We start from the raw sequence: 16,616 nt of genomic DNA, 5'->3' as shown, positions 1-16,616 counted from the left end.
CGGCACCTCGCGGGGTCAGCCCCGCCGGTCGTCCGGCCCGCGGTCGCCGGTGAGCGCGGCCTCGCGGGCACGGGCGTGCTCCTCCGCGCTGATCGTTCCGGCGGCGCGCAGCCGGTCGAGCTCGGCCAGGCGATCGGTGAGCGAGGAGCCCGCCGGGCCGACGCCGTGGCGGAGGTAGCGGGCGGCCATGTCCGTCTGCATCGTGGTCGGATCGACGCCGAGCCGACGGGCGCGACGCACATTGCGGACGATCAGCACGATGATCAGGACGATCACCGCGACGATGACGATCGGCACGACCGCGAAGACGACCGCGAACCACGGCGGAACGATGTTCTGGCCCGGGAGCGTCGGCGCGAAGAAGTCCGAGCGGGCCGCCGCGGAGACGATCCCGGAGTGAGCGGTGCTGAGGGTCATGCGACCTCCTCGGTCGTGGGCGTCCCTCCAGTCTGCTCCGGGCTCCTCTGCGCCCGCATCGTCCGGCCGGGGGAGGCGGCCCGGCCGCCTGCGGGCCGGACCGACTACACTCGATGGGTTGGCCGGATCGGCCGATCAGCAGACTTCCACGAAACGGATCCCCCTTCGCATGGCCTCTACCACCGACATCAAGAACGGCACCGTCCTCAGCATCGACGGTCAGCTCTGGAACGTCATCGACTTCCAGCACGTGAAGCCGGGCAAGGGCGGCGCGTTCGTGCGCACCAAGATGAAGAACGTGCTGACGGGCAAGGTCGTCGACAAGACCTTCAACGCCGGCGCCAAGATCGACACGGCCAACGTCGACCGTCGCGACTTCCAGTACCTCTACCGCGACGGCGCGGACTTCGTCTTCATGGACACCTCGGACTACGACCAGATCACGGTCCCCGAGGCCGTCGTCGGCGACGCCGCGAACTTCATGCTCGAGAACCAGAACCTCACCCTCGCCCTGCACGACGGCGACCCGCTCTACGTCGAGCTCCCCGCCTCCGTCGTGCTCGAGATCACCTACACCGAGCCGGGCCTGCAGGGCGACCGCTCGACCGGCGGCACCAAGCCCGCGACCGTCGAGACCGGCTACCAGATCCAGGTCCCGCTCTTCCTCGAGCAGGGCACCAAGGTGAAGGTCGACACCCGCACGGGCGACTACCTCGGCCGCGTCAGCTGAGCCGGGCCTTCTGTGAGCGCTCGGACGAAGGCGCGCAAGCGCGCCCTCGACATCATCTACAACGCCGACGTGCGGCAGATCTCCTTCTCGGAGTCGCTGCGCTCCGAGGCGGAGCGCGCGGCCAACGAGCCGGCGCGTGAGGCCTCCTGGCTGTACGCCCGCGAGATCGTCGACGGCGTCATCGACAACGCCGACGAGATCGACGCGCTGATCGCGCAGCTCGCCAAGGGCTGGACGCTCTCGCGCATGCCGCTGGTCGACCGCGCGATCCTCCGCATCGGCGTGTGGGAGATCCTGCACAACGACGCGGTCCCGGACGGCGTCGCGATCTCCGAGGCCGTCGAGGCGGCGACCCTGCTGTCCACCGACGACTCGGCCGGCTTCATCAACGGCCTGCTCGCCTCCGTCGCCGAGTCGCACGCGACGGCCTGACTCGGGGTCCCCCTTCTTGCTGATCGAGTAGCCCGCAGAGCGGGCGTATCGAGATCCACCGTCGCCGAGGGGTGCGGCTGCAGACCGGCGTTCTGATGCCGGCGGGTCTCGATACGCCGTCCTGCGGACGGCTACTCGACCAGCATGCTCGGGGCGGGCGCGGCGCCCTGCGCCGCTCCGCGTCCGTGGCAGGCCGACCCCTATACTCGGGGAGGCATTTCCTTTAAGGCCGTCCAGAGAGACGGGGAAGGAGGTCGGTGTGACGGCACGAATCGTGCTCAGCAGCGCTGACATCACGCGCGCTCTGACGCGCATCGCTCACGAGATCCTCGAGTCGAATCGCGGCGCGGAGTCGCTGGTGATCCTCGGGGTCCCGACCCGCGGAGTCGCGCTCGCGCGGCGCATAGCCGACACGATCGCAAGGATCGAGCCCGGGGCCGACCCGGTGTTCTCCGGCTCGCTCGACGTGACGATGTACCGCGACGACCTCGCCCACCACCCGACGCGGACGCCCGCGCGCACCGCCGTCCCGGCGAGCATCGACGGCCGCACCGTCGTCCTGGTCGACGACGTGCTCTTCTCCGGTCGCACCATCCGCGCGGCCCTCGACGCGCTCAGCGACATCGGCCGCCCGCGCGCCGTCCGGCTCGCCGCCCTGGTCGACCGCGGTCACCGCGAGCTGCCGATCCGCGCGGACTTCGTCGGCAAGAACCTGCCCAGCAGCCTCAGCGAGCGGATCAACGTCCGCCTGGTCGAGACCGACGGCGAGGACCTCGTCGCGATCGAGTCCGCACCGGACGGAGGCACCCGATGAGGCACCTGCTGTCCACCCGCGACCTCGACCGCGCCACCGCGATCGGCCTCCTCGACATCGCCGAGGACATGTCCGACGTGCAGAACCGCGAGGTCAAGAAGCTGCCGACCCTGCGCGGGAAGACCGTGGTCAACCTCTTCTTCGAGGACTCCACCCGCACCCGCATCTCGTTCGAGGCCGCGGCGAAGCGGCTCTCGGCCGACGTCATCAACTTCAGCGCCAAGGGCTCCAGCGTCTCCAAGGGCGAGAGCCTCAAGGACACCGCGCAGACCCTCGCGGCGATGGGCGCGGACGGCGTCGTCATCCGCCACCACGCCTCCGGAGCGCCGGCGGTGCTCGCGGCCAGCGGCTGGATCGACGCCGCCATCCTCAACGCCGGCGACGGCACCCACGAGCACCCCACCCAGGCGCTGCTCGACGCCTTCACCATCCGCCGCCGGCTGCACGGCGCCGCCGCCTCCCGAGGCAAGAGCCTCGACGGCGTCGCGGTCACGATCGTCGGCGACATCCTGCACTCGCGGGTCGCCCGCTCGAACGTCTGGCTGCTGACCGCGCTCGGCGCGGAGGTCACCCTCGTCGCGCCGCCCACGCTCGTCCCCGTCGACACGCTCGACTGGCCGGCCACGATCCGCTTCGACCTCGACGACGCGATCGACTCCGGGCTGCCCGACGTGGTGATGCTGCTGCGCATCCAGCTGGAGCGGATGTCGAGCGGCTTCTTCCCCAACGGCCGCGAGTACGCGCGCATCTGGGGCCTGGACGACGAGCGGCTCGCCCGCCTCGGCCCGGATACCATCGTGATGCACCCCGGACCCATGAACAGGGGCGTCGAGATCTCCTCGGCCGCCGCCGATTCGAGCCGCTCCACGGTGCTCGAGCAGGTCGCGAACGGGGTGTCCGTGCGGATGGCGGCGCTGTACCTGCTGCTGTCCGGTGAAAGGGAGGTCCTGTGATGACCGGTACGAGGATCCTCCTCTCGGGAGCGACGCTCGCCGACGAGACGACGGCCGACGTCCTGATCGACGGCGGGACGATCGTCGAGATCGGCACCGACGTCGACTCGAGCGGCGCGCGCGTGATCGACGCCGACGGGCTCCTGGCGCTGCCGGGCCTCGTCGACCTGCACACCCACCTCCGCGAGCCCGGCTTCGAGCAGAGCGAGACCGTGCTGACCGGCACGCGCGCCGCGGCGGCGGGCGGCTTCACCGCGGTCTTCGCGATGGCGAACACCTCCCCGGTGCAGGACACGGCCGGCGTCGTCGAGCAGGTCCAGAGCTTGGGCGAGGACGCGGGCTACGCGACGGTCCGCCCGATCGGCGCCGTCACCGTCGGCCTCGCGGGGGAGTCGCTCGCCGAGCTCGGCGCGATGGCCCGCAGCCGCGCCGCCGTCCGCGTGTTCTCGGACGACGGCAAGTGCGTCTCGGACGCGCTGCTGATGCGCCGCGCGCTCGAGTACGTGAAGGCCTTCGACGGGGTCGTCGCCCAGCACGCGCAGGAGCCGCGGCTCACCGTCGGCGCGCAGATGAACGAGGGCGCCGTCTCCAGCGCCCTCGGACTGCAGGGCTGGCCGGCCGTGGCGGAGGAGGCGATCATCGCCCGCGACGTCCTGCTGGCCGAGCACGTCGGCTCTCGGCTGCACGTCTGCCACGTCTCGACCGCCGGCTCCGTCGACGTGATCCGCTGGGCCAAGGCCCGCGGCATCGACGTCACGGCCGAGGTCACCCCGCACCACCTGCTGCTCTCCGAGCAGCTGATCGCGGGGGTCGACGGCGCCCCGGGCTACGACGCCCGCTACAAGGTCAACCCGCCGCTGCGCCGCGACGAGGACGTGCTCGCCCTCCGCGAGGCGCTCGCCGACGGCACCATCGACATCGTCGCCACCGACCACGCCCCGCACCCGGTCGAGGCGAAGGACTGCGAGTGGGACGCCGCCGCCTTCGGCATGGTCGGCCTCGAGAGCGCCCTGAGCGTCGTGCACGCCGCGGTCGTCGAGGACGGCCGGCTGAGCTGGTCCGACGTCGCCCGCGTGCTCTCCTCCGCCCCCGCGCGAATCGGCCGGCTCGACGGCTACCAGCACGGCCTCGCCGTCGGCGCCGCGGCCAACGTCGTCCTCTACGATCCCGAGGTCCGCCGCCGCTTCTCCACCGGCGACCTGCGCGGGCGCAGCACCAACTCGCCCTATCTCGGCCGGGAGCTGCCGGGCCGCGTCGTCGCGACGCTGCACCGCGGCGTCCCGACCGTCCTCGACGGCGAGCTCGTCGACGCGGCGACCGTCGCCGCGGCAGCGAGGGGCGCCCGTGGATAGGACCGCCATCGCGATCGTCATCGCCGCGGCCGTCGCCCTCGTCTTCATCGGCATGGCGCTGTCCTGGCGCGCACGCCGGCGACGCTCGGCCGCGCTCGCCCCCGAGCCCGTGCCCGCCGCGTCGCTCGGCGCCGAGCGCGAGGCGGTCGAGCTGCCCTACGTCGCGACCACCCGCTTCGAGCAGCCGCTCGAGCGCGTGGTGCTGCCGGGCCTCGGCTTCCGCGGCAGGGCTACGCTCCGCCTGCACGAGCGCGGCGTGGTGATCGCCCCGGTCGGCGATCGCGAGACCGTGATCCCCGCGGCGCTCCTCCGCGGCGCGGGCGAGGGCTCCTACGCCATCGACCGCGCCGTCGAGGAGGGCGGGCTGCTCGTGCTCTCCTGGTCGCCGCGCGGCGAGGAGATCGTGGACAGCTACCTCCGCGTCGCCGATCCCGCGCTCCGACGACGACTGGTCGACGAGCTCCGCCGGCTCGCCGGCCCCGATTCCTCCCCCTCCCACCCCGGGACCGCCGACGGCGGCTCCGACTCGATCCAGAAGGGCTCCTAGTCCGTGCCAACCACACGCCTCAGCACCGAACCCACCGCCGTCCTCGTCCTCGAGGACGGGCGACGATTCTCGGGTCAGGCCTACGGCGCACGCGGCCGCACGCTCGGTGAGATCGTCTTCGCGACCGGCATGACCGGCTACCAGGAGACGCTGACCGACCCGTCCTACGCCGGTCAGATCGTCGTGCAGACCGCCCCGCACATCGGCAACACCGGGATGAACGACGAGGACGAGGAGTCGCGCCGCATCTGGGTCGCCGGCTACGTCGTCCGCGACCCCTCCCGTGTGGTCTCGAACTTCCGCTCGCAGCGCTCGCTCGACGACGACCTGGAGAAGGACGGCATCGTCGGCATCTCCGGGGTCGACACCCGCGCGATCACCCGGCACATCCGCTCGCTCGGCTCGATGCGCTCCGGCGTCTTCTCCGGCGACGACCTCGCCCTCCCCGAGGAGGAGCAGCTCGCGCTGGTGCTCGGCGGCGCGCAGATGGCGGGCCTGAACCTGTCCTCCTCCGTCTCCACGGAGGAGCGCTACACCGTGCCCGCGCAGGGCGAGCGCGTCGGCTCGGTCGCCGTGATCGACCTGGGTGTGAAGACCTCGACGGTCAACTACCTCTCCGAGCGCGGCTTCGACGTGCACGTGCTGCCCGAGTCGACGACCGCCGAGCAGGTGCTCGCGCTCGACCCCTCCGCGCTGTTCTTCTCGAACGGGCCCGGCGACCCGGAGGCGTCCGACCGCCACGTCGACCTGCTGCGCACCACGCTCCGCGCCGACCTGCCGTTCTTCGGCATCTGCTTCGGCAACCAGCTGCTCGGCCGCGCGCTCGGCTTCGGCACCTACAAGCTGCCGTTCGGCCACCGCGGGATCAACCAGCCGGTCCTCGACAAGCTGACCGGCCGGGTGGAGATCACCTCGCAGAACCACGGCTTCGCGGTCGACGCGCCGATCGACGGCGAGCTCGACTCGCCCGAGGGCTTCGGCCGGGTCGAGGTCAGCCACTACAGCCTCAACGACTCGGTCGTCGAGGGCCTGCGCTGCCTCGACATCCCCGCGTTCTCGGTCCAGTACCACCCGGAGGCGGCGGCCGGACCGCACGACTCCAACCACCTCTTCGACCGCTTCCGCGCCATGGTCGTGCAGCGCACGGCCGAGCAGGGCGGCGCCGAGCCCGCCACCGCAGACTCCACCACCTCGACCACCACCACCGCCTCGACCACCGGAGAGCAGAAGTAATGCCCCGCAGGGAAGACATCAGAAGCGTCCTCGTCATCGGCTCCGGCCCGATCGTGATCGGCCAGGCGGTCGAGTTCGACTACTCGGGCACCCAGGCCTGCCGCGTGCTGCGCGAGGAGGGCGTCCGCGTCATCCTCGTCAACTCCAACCCGGCGACGATCATGACCGACCCGGACTTCGCCGACGCGACCTACGTCGAGCCGATCACCCCGAAGGCGATCGAGGCGATCATCGCCAAGGAGCGCCCCGACGCGATCCTGCCGACCCTCGGCGGCCAGACCGCGCTGAACGCCGCGATCCAGCTGCACGACCTCGGGATCCTGGAGAAGTACGACGTCGAGCTGATCGGCGCGAGCTTCGAGGCGATCAACCGCGGCGAGGACCGCCAGATCTTCAAGCAGCTCGTGCTGGACGCGGGCGCCGACGTCGCGAAGTCGTACATCGCGCACACCGTCGAGGAGGCGATCGGCTTCGCCGAGGACCTCGGCTACCCGCTGGTCATCCGGCCCTCCTTCACCATGGGCGGTCTCGGCTCCGGCTTCGCGCACTCGGTCGACGAGCTCGTGCGGATGGTCGGCGACGGCCTGCACCAGAGCCCGACCACCGAGGTGCTCCTCGAGGAGTCGATCCTCGGCTGGAAGGAGTACGAGCTCGAGCTGATGCGCGACACGGCCGACAACACGGTCGTCGTCTGCTCGATCGAGAACGTCGACCCCGTCGGCGTGCACACCGGCGACTCGATCACGGTCGCCCCGGCGCTGACCCTGACCGACCGCGAGTACCAGAAGCTGCGCGACATCGGCATCCGGATCATCCGGGACGTGGGCGTGGACACCGGCGGCTGCAACATCCAGTTCGCGATCGACCCCGCCGACGGCCGGATCATCGTGATCGAGATGAACCCGCGCGTCTCGCGCTCCTCGGCGCTGGCCTCGAAGGCGACCGGCTTCCCGATCGCCAAGATCGCCGCGAAGCTCGCGATCGGCTACCGCCTCGACGAGATCCCGAACGACATCACCAAGGTGACGCCGGCGAGCTTCGAGCCGACCCTCGACTACGTCGTGGTCAAGGTGCCGCGCTTCGCCTTCGAGAAGTTCCCGGCCGCCGACAAGACGCTGACCACGACCATGAAGTCGGTCGGCGAGGCGATGGCGATCGGCCGCAACTACGCGCAGGCGCTGCAGAAGGCGCTCCGCTCGCTCGAGAAGCGCGGCTCCTCCTTCCACTGGGGCGACCAGTCGCGCTCGGTCGAGGAGCTGCTCGAGATCGCGAAGACCCCGACCGACGGCCGCATCGTCACCGTGCAGCAGGCGCTGCGCCTCGGCGCGAGCGTCGAGCAGGCCTTCGAGGCCACCAAGATCGACCCGTGGTTCCTCGACCAGATCGTGCTGATCAACGAGATCGCCGAGCTGGTGCGCGAGCACGACGGCCTCGACGCCGGCGTCCTGCGCCTGGCGAAGGACCACGGCTTCTCCGACGTGCAGATCGCCCAGCTGCGCGGTCTCGACGAGGCCGAGGTGCGCCGCACCCGCTACGACCTCGCCGTCCGCCCGGTCTACAAGACGGTCGACACCTGCGCCGGCGAGTTCCCGGCGCTGACGCCGTACCACTACTCCTCCTACGACGAGGAGACCGAGGTCGTCGCGGCCGACCGCCGGAAGGTCGTCATCCTCGGCTCCGGCCCGAACCGCATCGGCCAGGGCGTCGAGTTCGACTACTCCTGCGTGCACGCGTCGTTCGCGCTCTCGGCCGCCGGGTTCGAGACGATCATGATCAACTGCAACCCCGAGACGGTCTCGACCGACTACGACACCTCCGACCGCCTCTACTTCGAGCCGCTGACGCTCGAGGACGTGCTCGAGGTCATCCACGCGGAGTCGCAGTCCGGCGAGCTCGTCGGTGTCGTCGTGCAGCTGGGCGGCCAGACCGCGCTCGGCCTCGCCGCCGGCCTCGAGGCCGAGGGCGTGCCGATCCTCGGCACCACGCCCGCCAACATCGACCTCGCGGAGGAGCGCGGCGCGTTCTCGCGGATCCTCGACGAGGCCGGCCTGCTCGCCCCGCGCAACGGCACGGCGACCGACCTCGGGGGCGCCCTCGAGGTCGCGGTCGAGATCGGCTACCCCGTCCTCGTCCGCCCGTCGTTCGTCCTCGGCGGCCGCGGCATGGAGATCGTCTACGGCTCCCCGCAGCTCGAGGACTACTTCGCCCGGATGGCCGACGAGGGGATCATCGACGCGACGCACCCGCTGCTGGTCGACCGCTTCCTCGACGACGCGATCGAGATCGACGTCGACGCGCTCTACGACGGCGAGCAGCTCTACATCGGCGGCGTGATGGAGCACATCGAGGAGGCCGGCATCCACTCCGGCGACTCGGCCTGCACCCTGCCGCCGGTCACCCTCGGCCGCCAGCAGATCGACAAGGTCCGCGAGGCGACCCTGGCCATCGCCGAGGGCGTCGGCGTCCGCGGCCTGCTCAACGTGCAGTTCGCGATCGGCCAGGGCGTGCTCTACGTCCTCGAGGCGAACCCGCGCGCCTCGCGCACCGTGCCGTTCGTCTCGAAGGCGCTCGGCATCCCGCTCGCGAAGGCCGCCTCGCGGCTGATGGTCGGCGAGACGATCGCCGAGCTGAAGGCCGAGGGCCTGCTGCCCGAGCGCGACGGCTCCGACGTGCCGATGGACTCGCCGATCGCGGTGAAGGAGGCGGTGCTGCCGTTCAAGCGCTTCCGCACCAAGGAGGGCAAGATCGTCGACTCGCTGCTCGGCCCCGAGATGCGCTCGACCGGCGAGGTGATGGGCATCGACCGCGACTTCCCCCGGGCGTTCGCGAAGAGCCAGGAGGCGGCGTACGGCGGCATGCCCGCGAGCGGCACCGTGTTCATCTCGGTCGCCGATCGCGACAAGCGCTCGATCGTGCTGCCTGCGCTGCGCCTGCGCCAGCTCGGCTTCGAGATCCTCGCGACCGAGGGCACCGCCGAGGTGCTCAACCGCAACGGCATCCAGGCCCGCGTGGTGCGCAAGTACAGCGAGGAGGCCGTCGACGACGCGCCCTCGATCGTGGAGCTGGTCAACCGCGACCAGGTCGACGTGGTGATCAACACGCCGAGCGGCGGGGCCTCCCGCGCCGACGGCTACGAGATCCGCGCCGCCGCGGTCGCCGCGGACAAGCCGCTGTTCACCACCATCGCCCAGCTCGCCGCGGCCGTCGCCTCGCTCGACGCCGCCGCCGAGCCGTTCGAGGTGACGAGCCTGCAGGACTACGCGATCCGCCGGGCGGAGCGCACGGCGTGACGGACGCCGTCGCGCAGCCGGGCGCCGAGTCCTTCGGCGCCCGGCTCGAGGCCGCGTTCGACGCGTTCGGGCAGCTCTGCGTCGGGATCGATCCGCACGCGTTCCTGCTCGACGCCTGGGGCCTGGACGACAGCGCGGCGGGCCTGGAGTCCTTCGGCCGGCGGGTCGTCGAGGCCTCGGCCGGCCGGGTCGGCCTGGTCAAGCCGCAGGTCGCGTTCTTCGAGCGGCACGGCTCCGCGGGCTACGCGGCGCTCGAGCGCGTCCTCGCCGACGCGCGCGCCGCGGGCCTGCTGGTCATCGCGGACGCGAAGCGCGGCGACATCGGCACGAGCGTCACGGCCTACGCTGAGGCCTGGCTCCGGCCGGGCTCACCGCTCGAGGCCGACGCGATGACGGCCGCCGCCTACCAGGGCGTCGGCTCGCTCGAGGGCATGCTCGCCCTGGCCGAGGAGTCGGGCAAGGGCGTCTTCGTCCTCGCCGCGACCTCCAACTCCGAGGCGCGGCCGGTGCAGCGCGCGCTGCTGCAGGACGGGCCGGCCGCCGGCTCGACCGTGGCGCACGCGGTGCTGGCCGACGTGGCATCCTGGAACGCGGGACACGCGCGCTCGTCGATCGGCTCGGTCGGCGTCGTGCTCGGGGCCACGGTCGCGCTCGGCGACTACGGCATCGGCACGGGCACTCCGCTCCGCCCCGCACTGCCGGTGCTGGCGCCCGGCTTCGGCCACCAGGGCGCCGACACCGCGGACGCGTCGCGGCTGTTCGGAGCGCTGGCCGCCTCGACGATCGTGAGCGAATCGCGCAGTGTCCTCGGCGCCGGACCCGACGGGATCGCCGCCGAGATCGACCGCCGAGCCGCACACCTCCAGGAGACCCTTGTCCGCTGAAGCCGTCAGCCCGCTCGACCCCGCCGCCGAGGCGCCGTCCGGCGCGCGCCGACCCGCGCCGCCCGCCGTCGACCGCCGCGCCGCCTCCGAGGCCGCGATCGCCGCCCGCCGTGCCCGCGCCCAGGTGAAGAAAGGCGTCGCCGCCGGCGACCGGCCCGCCACCGCCGTGCTCGCCGCCGCGCAGGAGGACCCGACCGGCGTCGAGGGGCGGATGCGCGTCAGCGAGCTGCTGCGCGCCGTCCCCGCCCTCGGCGTGGTGAAGACGCCCCGGGTGATGGAGCAGCTCGGCATCGCGCCGTCCAAGCGCCTGGGCGGCCTCGGCCGCCGCCAGGTCGAGGGCCTCGGCGCGTTCCTGGAGGAGCGCGAGTCGCGTCAGCGCCGCGGCGAGCGCAACCGGCTCGTCGTGCTGGCCGGTCCGACCGCGGTCGGCAAGGGCACCGTCTCCGGCTACATCCGCGAGAACTACCCCGACGTCCTGCTGTCCGTCTCGGCCACCACGCGTGCCCCGCGCCCCGGCGAGATCGAGGGCGTCAGCTACTACTTCGTCGACGACGCCGAGTTCGACCGCATGGTCGAGGCGGGGGAGTTCCTCGAGTACGCGACGGTGCACAACGCCTACCGCTACGGCACGCCCCGCGGCCCGATCGACGCCGCCCTCGCCGCCGGTCGCCAGGTCATGCTCGAGATCGACATCCAGGGCGCGCGGCAGGTCCGCGAGCGGATGGGCGACGCCCGGCTGGTCTTCCTGCTGCCGCCGAGCTGGGAGGAGCTGGTGCGCCGCCTGGTCGGCCGCGGCACCGAGAGCGCGGAGGAGCAGGAGCGCCGGCTGGCCACCGCGAAGGTCGAGCTGGCCGCGCAGGACGAGTTCGATTTCTGCGTCGTGAACAGCACCGTGCCCGAAGCGGCCCGCGAGGTCGTAGAATTGATGTCGCCTCGCTCCGACAGCACGCCCGCCGATCCGGGCCGCTGAGACCGAGACCACCGACCACCTCCGGGCCTTGCCCCGATCGCCCTCCCCGGTGATCGCGCGCCGTGCCGCTCCGGAGCCGCAGATCGGCGCTTCGCGCCACGCTAGGAGACACCATGGCCAACAACCTCGGCATCATCGACCCGCCCATCGACGAGCTGCTCTCGAAGGTCGACTCGAAGTACGCGCTCGTCATCTTCGCCTCCAAGCGCGCGCGCCAGATCAACGACTACTACGCCGACCTGCACGAGGGCAGCCTGTTCGACAACGTCGGCCCGCTGGTCGACTCCACCATCGACGACAAGCCGCTCTCGGTCGCGCTGCACGAGATCAACGAGGACAAGCTCGTCGCCCGTCCGGTCGCCGAGCCCCTCGACGAGTAGTCCCGACCGGGGGCGCTCCGCGACATGCGGTCATCGAGACGGGCCGCACGGCTGAACGTCGTCGTCGGGATCACCGGCGGCATCGCCGCCTACAAGGCGGTCGGAGTCGTCCGCGCGCTGGTCCTCGAGGGCCACGACGTCCACGTCGTGGCCACCGAGGCGGCGCTGCGCTTCGTCGGGAAGCCGACGCTCGAGGCCATCTCGCGGAACGCGGTGCACACCGAGCTCTACGAGGGCGTCGCCGAGGTGCGGCACGTGGCGATCGGCCAGGCGGCCGACCTCATCGTGATCGCCCCGGCGACGGCGCACACCCTGGCCAAGCTGGCGACCGGCCTCGCCGACGACCTGCTCGGCAACACGGTGCTCGCCAGCACCGCTCCGGTCGTGGTCGCTCCGGCGATGCACACCGAGATGTGGGCGAACGCGGCCACGGTCGCGAACGTCGCGACGCTGCGCTCCCGCGGCGTCCACCTCGTCGGCCCGGCCGTCGGCCAGCTCACCGGCGCCGACTCCGGCCCGGGCCGGATGGAGGAGCCCGCGACGATCGTCGCCGAGGCCCTCGCCGTCCACGCCCGCGCCACCGCCGCCCGGCGCGACCTCGAGGGCCTGCGGGTCCTCGTCACCGCCGGCGGCACCCGCGAGCCGCTCGACCCGGTCCGCTTCGTCGGGAACCGCTCCAGCGGCCGGCAGGGCGTCGCGCTCGCTGTCGCCGCGGCCGCGCGCGGAGCGAGGGTCACCCTCCTCGCCGCGAACCTCGACATCGAGGCGCCGCAGGGCGTCACGGTGGTCCCCGTCGGGACCGCCCTCGAGCTGCGCGAGGCCGCGCTCGCCGCCGCCCGCGACGCCGACATCGTGATCATGGCCGCGGCCGTCGCCGACTACCGGCCGGCCGACGTCTCCGAGGCCAAGATCAAGAAGGAGGAGCAGGGCGACCGCCTCGTCCTCGAGCTCGTCAAGAACCCGGACATCCTCGCCGAGATCTCCGCCGCGAAGACCGACGGGCAGCTGATCGTCGGCTTCGCCGCCGAGACCGAGCCCGACCGGGACGCGATGCTCGCGCTCGGCCGCGCCAAGATCGTCCGCAAGGGCTGCGACCTGCTCGTCCTCAACAGGGTCGGCTGGGCCGAGGGCTTCCAGAGCGACAGCAACACCGTGGTGGTCCTCGATCCGGCCGGAGATATAGTGATCGAGGCTTCCGGCAGCAAGGCGTCGGTCGCCGATCGCGTCCTCGACGTGGTCGCGCGCTAGGGCGTCACCCTGGCCCGGTCCGCCCCCGGTGAGAGGGCGAGCCCGGTGCGGGACTGCACCGGATCGAGACAGCTCCGGCTGCCGCGCCCTACGGAATGAGACGCTCGACATGACCTCCGGCCCCCTCCGCCTGTTCACCTCCGAGTCCGTGACCGAGGGTCACCCGGACAAGATCTGCGATCAGATCTCGGACCGCATCCTCGATGCGCTCCTCCGCGAGGACCCGCGCAGCCGGGTCGCCGTCGAGACGCTCGTCACCACGGGGCTCGTGCACGTCGCCGGCGAGGTCTCCACCTCGGGCTACGTCGAGATCCCCGCGATCGTCCGCGACACGATCGTCGAGATCGGCTACGACTCCTCGCTCAAGGGCTTCGACGGCCGCTCCTGCGGCGTCTCCGTCTCGATCGGGCAGCAGTCGCCCGAGATCGCCGCGGGCGTCGACACGGCCCTCGAGGTGCGCGGCGACGCCTCCGACGAGGACGCGTTCGACCGCCAGGGCGCGGGGGACCAGGGCCTGATGTTCGGCTTCGCCACCGACGAGACCCCCGAGTACATGCCGCTGCCGAGCTGGCTCTCGCACCGCCTGGCGGAGCGCCTCGCCGAGGTCCGCAAGACCGGCGAGCTGGACTACCTCCGGCCCGACGGCAAGACGCAGGTCACCATCGGCTACGACGGCACGACGCCGGCCACGATCGACACGGTCGTGCTCTCCACCCAGCACGCCGAGCACGTCAGCACCGCCACGATCCACGCCGACATCGAGGAGCACGTGATCCGCCCCGTGCTCGAGCGCGTCGACCTCGACTCCTCCGGCGTGCGCCTGCTGATCAACCCCTCCGGCCGCTTCGAGATCGGCGGCCCGCAGGGCGACGCCGGGCTCACCGGCCGCAAGATCATCGTCGACACCTACGGCGGAGCCGCTCGCCACGGCGGCGGCGCCTTCTCGGGCAAGGACCCGTCGAAGGTCGACCGCTCGGCCGCCTACGCCATGCGCTGGGTCGCGAAGAACGCGGTCGCCGCGGGTCTCGCCCGCCGGATGGAGGTGCAGGTCGCCTACGCGATCGGCAAGGCCGCCCCGGTCGGCCTCTACGTCGAGACCTTCGGCACCGGCACGCTTCCCGACGAGCAGATCACCGAGGCGATCCGCTCGGTCTTCGACCTCCGTCCCGCCGCGATCATCCACGCGCTCGACCTTCTCCGCCCGATCTACTCGCAGACCTCGGTCTACGGGCACTTCGGCCGCGAGCTGCCCGACTTCACCTGGGAGCGCCTCGACCGCGTCGACGACCTCCGCTCCGCCGCGGGTCTCTCGTAGGCGCCGACGCGGCGGGGGAGGCGGTGACCGGTCCCGAGGGGCGCGTCGCGCGCGTGCTCCTCGACTCGCCGCTCCCGCAGCTCGACCGGCTGCTCGACTACGCCGTCCCCGAGGCGTTGCGCGAGGGCGTCCGGCCGGGTGTCCGGGTCCGCGTCCCACTGCGCACCGGCGGGCGGATCGCGGACGCGTTCGTCGTCGAGGTCGGCGAGGGCTCCGAGCACGCGGGCGCGCTGAGCGAGCTCGAGGAGCTCGTCTCGCCGCTCGTCGTGCTCACCCCCGAGGTCTGGGCACTCGCCCGGCGGGTCGCCGACCGCGCCGCCGGGGGAGCGAGCGACGTGCTGCGCCTCGCTGTGCCGCGGCGCCACGTGCGGGTCGAGCGGGCGCACCTCGCGGCCCTCGCCGAGGCGGCGGCGACCGCCACCTCGTCCGAGGCGGACGCGGACTCCACCCCGGCCGAGCCGGTCGCGGACGGCGCCGGGCCCGGCGCGGTGACCGGCTACCCCGCGGAGACGTTCGACGGTCTCCTCGACGGCGGTCGCCTCGCGGTGAACGCCGTGCCGGCGCCGGTGCAGCTCGCCTCCGGAGCCTGGGTCGGCGGCTGGGCGGTGACGCTCGCCGAGCTCGCCCGCACCGCGCTGGCGGCCGGGCGCGACGCGATCCTGGCGGTGCCGGACTACCGCGATCAGGAGCAGCTCGAGCAGGCCCTGGCCGAGCACGTCCCCGAGGACGCGGTCGTCCGCCTCGACGCCCGGCAGAAGGGCGCCGGCCGCTACGCCGCGTTCCTGCGCTGCCTCACTCCTGGGCCGCGGGTCATCGTCGGCAACCGCTCGGTGCTCTACGCGCCGTCGTCCGCGCTCGGCCTGATCGCGCTCTGGGACGACGGCGATCCGCTCTTCGCCGAGCCGCTCGCCCCCTACGCGCACGCCCGCGACGTCGCACTGGTCCGGCAGGAGCAGAGCGGAGCCGGGCTGGTCCTGCTCGGCAACACCCGCACGGTCGAGGTGGAGCGGCTGGTCGGCCTCGGCTTCGCCGCGCCGGTGCAGCCGCGGCCCTCGCGGCGCCCGCACGTCGTGCCGACCGCGCAGCAGACGGCCGCCGACGAGCACGATCAGGCCGCGCGCATCCCGTCCACCGCCTGGCGGCAGGCGCGGATCGCCCTCGACTCGGGCCCGGTGCTCGTCCAGGTCGCCCGTCCCGGCTACGCGCCGGTGGTCGCCTGCGCGCGCTGCCGCACCGTGGCGCGCTGCAACCGCTGCCAGGGTCCGCTCGCCGTGCACTCCGCCGGCGCGCGGCCGAGCTGCGGCTGGTGCGGCCTGATCGCCGCCGACTGGCACTGCTCGGTCTGCGAGGCGACGGCGCTGCGCCTGGTGAGCCTCGGCGCCGGCCGCACGGCGGAGGAGCTCGGCCGGGCGTTCCCCGGCGTCAAGGTCGTCGTGGCGGACGGCGCCCACCCGATCCTCACCGTGCCCGGGACGCCTGCGCTCGTCGTCGCCACCCGCGGCGGTGAGCCCCGGGCCGACGGCGGCTACCACGCCGTCCTGCTGCTCGACGGCGAGCGGATGCTCGCGCGGGAGAGCCTGCGCGTCGCCGACGACGCCCTGCGCACCTGGTCGAACGCGGCCGCTCTGGCCCGCCCCGGCGCGCCGGTGCTGCTGGTCGGCGTCGCCGGGCGGCTCGCGACGGCCCTCGCGACCTGGCGCCAGGACGAGTACCTCCGCGCCGAGCTGATCGAGCGGCGCGAGCTGCGCTTCCCGCCCGCCGTCCGCCTCGCGACCGTCAGCGGCGACGCGCACGCGGTGACGGAGGCGCTCGACGCGCTCGACGAGGCGGACCGGCACGAGGTGCTCGGCCCGGTCGGGCTCGAGGACGGCTCCGTCCGGGCGATCGTGCGCTTCGACTACGCTCGCGGGGCGGAGGTCGCCGCCCGCCTCCGGTCCGCCGTGATCCGCAACGCGACCCGCCGCCGCCGGCCGCCCACCACGCCGGGCCGCTTCCGGCCGGCGCCGAAGCTGCGCGTCCGGCTGGACGACCCCGACATCCTCTAGACCCGT

15 protein-coding genes are annotated in these 16,616 nt (G+C 72.9%); 14 read left to right on the top strand and 1 reads right to left on the bottom strand.

Features of this window, described 5'->3' with window-relative positions:
• Window positions 1–15: 15 nt before the first annotated feature.
• The gene (locus EDF43_RS08485; RefSeq protein ID WP_132436277.1) at window positions 16–417 is read right to left on the bottom strand and encodes an SHOCT domain-containing protein; all 402 of its coding nucleotides are present in this window, start codon (window positions 415–417) and stop codon (window positions 16–18) included.
• Window positions 418–586: 169 nt separating this feature from the next.
• On the opposite strand from EDF43_RS08485, the gene efp reads away from it, so the two are divergent.
• From efp to EDF43_RS08415, 14 genes are all read left to right on the top strand, one after another.
• Window positions 587–1,147: an elongation factor P gene (efp, locus tag EDF43_RS08480; protein ID WP_123446216.1), complete on the top strand. Its 561-nt coding sequence runs from the start codon at window positions 587–589 to the stop codon at window positions 1,145–1,147.
• Window positions 1,148–1,159: 12 nt separating this feature from the next.
• Window positions 1,160–1,579, top strand: coding sequence for a transcription antitermination factor NusB (nusB, locus tag EDF43_RS08475; RefSeq protein WP_123446217.1), 420 nt, complete (start codon window positions 1,160–1,162; stop codon window positions 1,577–1,579).
• Between the two features lie 259 nt (window positions 1,580–1,838).
• Window positions 1,839–2,393 carry a bifunctional pyr operon transcriptional regulator/uracil phosphoribosyltransferase PyrR gene (pyrR, locus tag EDF43_RS08470; protein ID WP_132436276.1) on the top strand — a complete coding sequence of 185 codons (555 nt, stop codon included), beginning with the start codon at window positions 1,839–1,841 and terminating at the stop codon, window positions 2,391–2,393.
• On the top strand, window positions 2,390–3,346 hold the full coding sequence (locus EDF43_RS08465) for an aspartate carbamoyltransferase catalytic subunit (protein ID WP_123704396.1): 957 nt from the start codon (window positions 2,390–2,392) through the stop codon (window positions 3,344–3,346). Before pyrR ends, EDF43_RS08465 begins: the two co-directional genes overlap by 4 nt.
• The gene (locus EDF43_RS08460; RefSeq protein ID WP_132436275.1) at window positions 3,346–4,698 is read left to right on the top strand and encodes a dihydroorotase; all 1,353 of its coding nucleotides are present in this window, start codon (window positions 3,346–3,348) and stop codon (window positions 4,696–4,698) included. Before EDF43_RS08465 ends, EDF43_RS08460 begins: the two co-directional genes overlap by 1 nt.
• Window positions 4,691–5,245 carry a hypothetical protein gene (locus tag EDF43_RS08455; RefSeq protein ID WP_132436274.1) on the top strand — a complete coding sequence of 185 codons (555 nt, stop codon included), beginning with the start codon at window positions 4,691–4,693 and terminating at the stop codon, window positions 5,243–5,245. The genes EDF43_RS08460 and EDF43_RS08455 overlap by 8 nt, the downstream gene beginning before the upstream one ends.
• A 3-nt stretch (window positions 5,246–5,248) precedes the next feature.
• Window positions 5,249–6,478 carry a glutamine-hydrolyzing carbamoyl-phosphate synthase small subunit gene (gene carA / locus EDF43_RS08450; RefSeq protein ID WP_123735829.1) on the top strand — a complete coding sequence of 410 codons (1,230 nt, stop codon included), beginning with the start codon at window positions 5,249–5,251 and terminating at the stop codon, window positions 6,476–6,478.
• Window positions 6,478–9,768, top strand: coding sequence for a carbamoyl-phosphate synthase large subunit (gene carB, locus EDF43_RS08445; RefSeq protein WP_132436273.1), 3,291 nt, complete (start codon window positions 6,478–6,480; stop codon window positions 9,766–9,768). Before carA ends, carB begins: the two co-directional genes overlap by 1 nt.
• Entirely contained in the window at window positions 9,765–10,652 is an 888-nt protein-coding gene (gene pyrF / locus EDF43_RS08440) for an orotidine-5'-phosphate decarboxylase (protein WP_132436272.1), read from the top strand. The genes carB and pyrF overlap by 4 nt, the downstream gene beginning before the upstream one ends.
• The gene (gmk, locus tag EDF43_RS08435; RefSeq protein WP_132436271.1) at window positions 10,642–11,622 is read left to right on the top strand and encodes a guanylate kinase; all 981 of its coding nucleotides are present in this window, start codon (window positions 10,642–10,644) and stop codon (window positions 11,620–11,622) included. The genes pyrF and gmk overlap by 11 nt, the downstream gene beginning before the upstream one ends.
• 113 nt (window positions 11,623–11,735) lie before the next feature.
• Window positions 11,736–12,002: a DNA-directed RNA polymerase subunit omega gene (rpoZ, locus tag EDF43_RS08430; RefSeq protein WP_123446225.1), complete on the top strand. Its 267-nt coding sequence runs from the start codon at window positions 11,736–11,738 to the stop codon at window positions 12,000–12,002.
• Window positions 12,003–12,053: 51 nt separating this feature from the next.
• A complete protein-coding gene (coaBC, locus tag EDF43_RS08425) occupies window positions 12,054–13,250 on the top strand; it encodes a bifunctional phosphopantothenoylcysteine decarboxylase/phosphopantothenate--cysteine ligase CoaBC (RefSeq protein WP_132436466.1) in 1,197 nt (398 codons plus the stop codon).
• A 109-nt stretch (window positions 13,251–13,359) separates the two neighbouring features.
• A complete protein-coding gene (metK, locus tag EDF43_RS08420) occupies window positions 13,360–14,565 on the top strand; it encodes a methionine adenosyltransferase (protein WP_127886900.1) in 1,206 nt (401 codons plus the stop codon).
• A 23-nt stretch (window positions 14,566–14,588) separates the two neighbouring features.
• A complete protein-coding gene (locus EDF43_RS08415; RefSeq protein ID WP_132436270.1) occupies window positions 14,589–16,610 on the top strand; it encodes a primosomal protein N' in 2,022 nt (673 codons plus the stop codon).
• The last annotated feature ends 6 nt before the right edge of the window (window positions 16,611–16,616 follow it).

The organism is Rathayibacter sp. PhB179 (assembly GCF_004345345.1).
GTDB lineage: Bacteria > Actinomycetota > Actinomycetes > Actinomycetales > Microbacteriaceae > Rathayibacter > Rathayibacter festucae.
The sequence above is the reverse complement of the archived record's forward strand: the minus strand, read 5'-3'. Positions and strand labels throughout refer to the sequence as shown.

What these genes read in the sequence shown, in the direction of transcription:
- EDF43_RS08485 (WP_132436277.1), bottom strand. Translation starts at nt 417, where the DNA reads ATGACCCTCAGCACCGCTCACTCCGGGATCGTCTCCGCGGCGGCCCGC.
- efp (WP_123446216.1), top strand. Translation starts at nt 587, where the DNA reads ATGGCCTCTACCACCGACATCAAGAACGGCACCGTCCTCAGCATCGAC.
- EDF43_RS08465 (WP_123704396.1), top strand. Translation starts at nt 2,390, where the DNA reads ATGAGGCACCTGCTGTCCACCCGCGACCTCGACCGCGCCACCGCGATC.
- EDF43_RS08460 (WP_132436275.1), top strand. Translation starts at nt 3,346, where the DNA reads ATGACCGGTACGAGGATCCTCCTCTCGGGAGCGACGCTCGCCGACGAG.
- carB (WP_132436273.1), top strand. Translation starts at nt 6,478, where the DNA reads ATGCCCCGCAGGGAAGACATCAGAAGCGTCCTCGTCATCGGCTCCGGC.
- rpoZ (WP_123446225.1), top strand. Translation starts at nt 11,736, where the DNA reads ATGGCCAACAACCTCGGCATCATCGACCCGCCCATCGACGAGCTGCTC.
- metK (WP_127886900.1), top strand. Translation starts at nt 13,360, where the DNA reads ATGACCTCCGGCCCCCTCCGCCTGTTCACCTCCGAGTCCGTGACCGAG.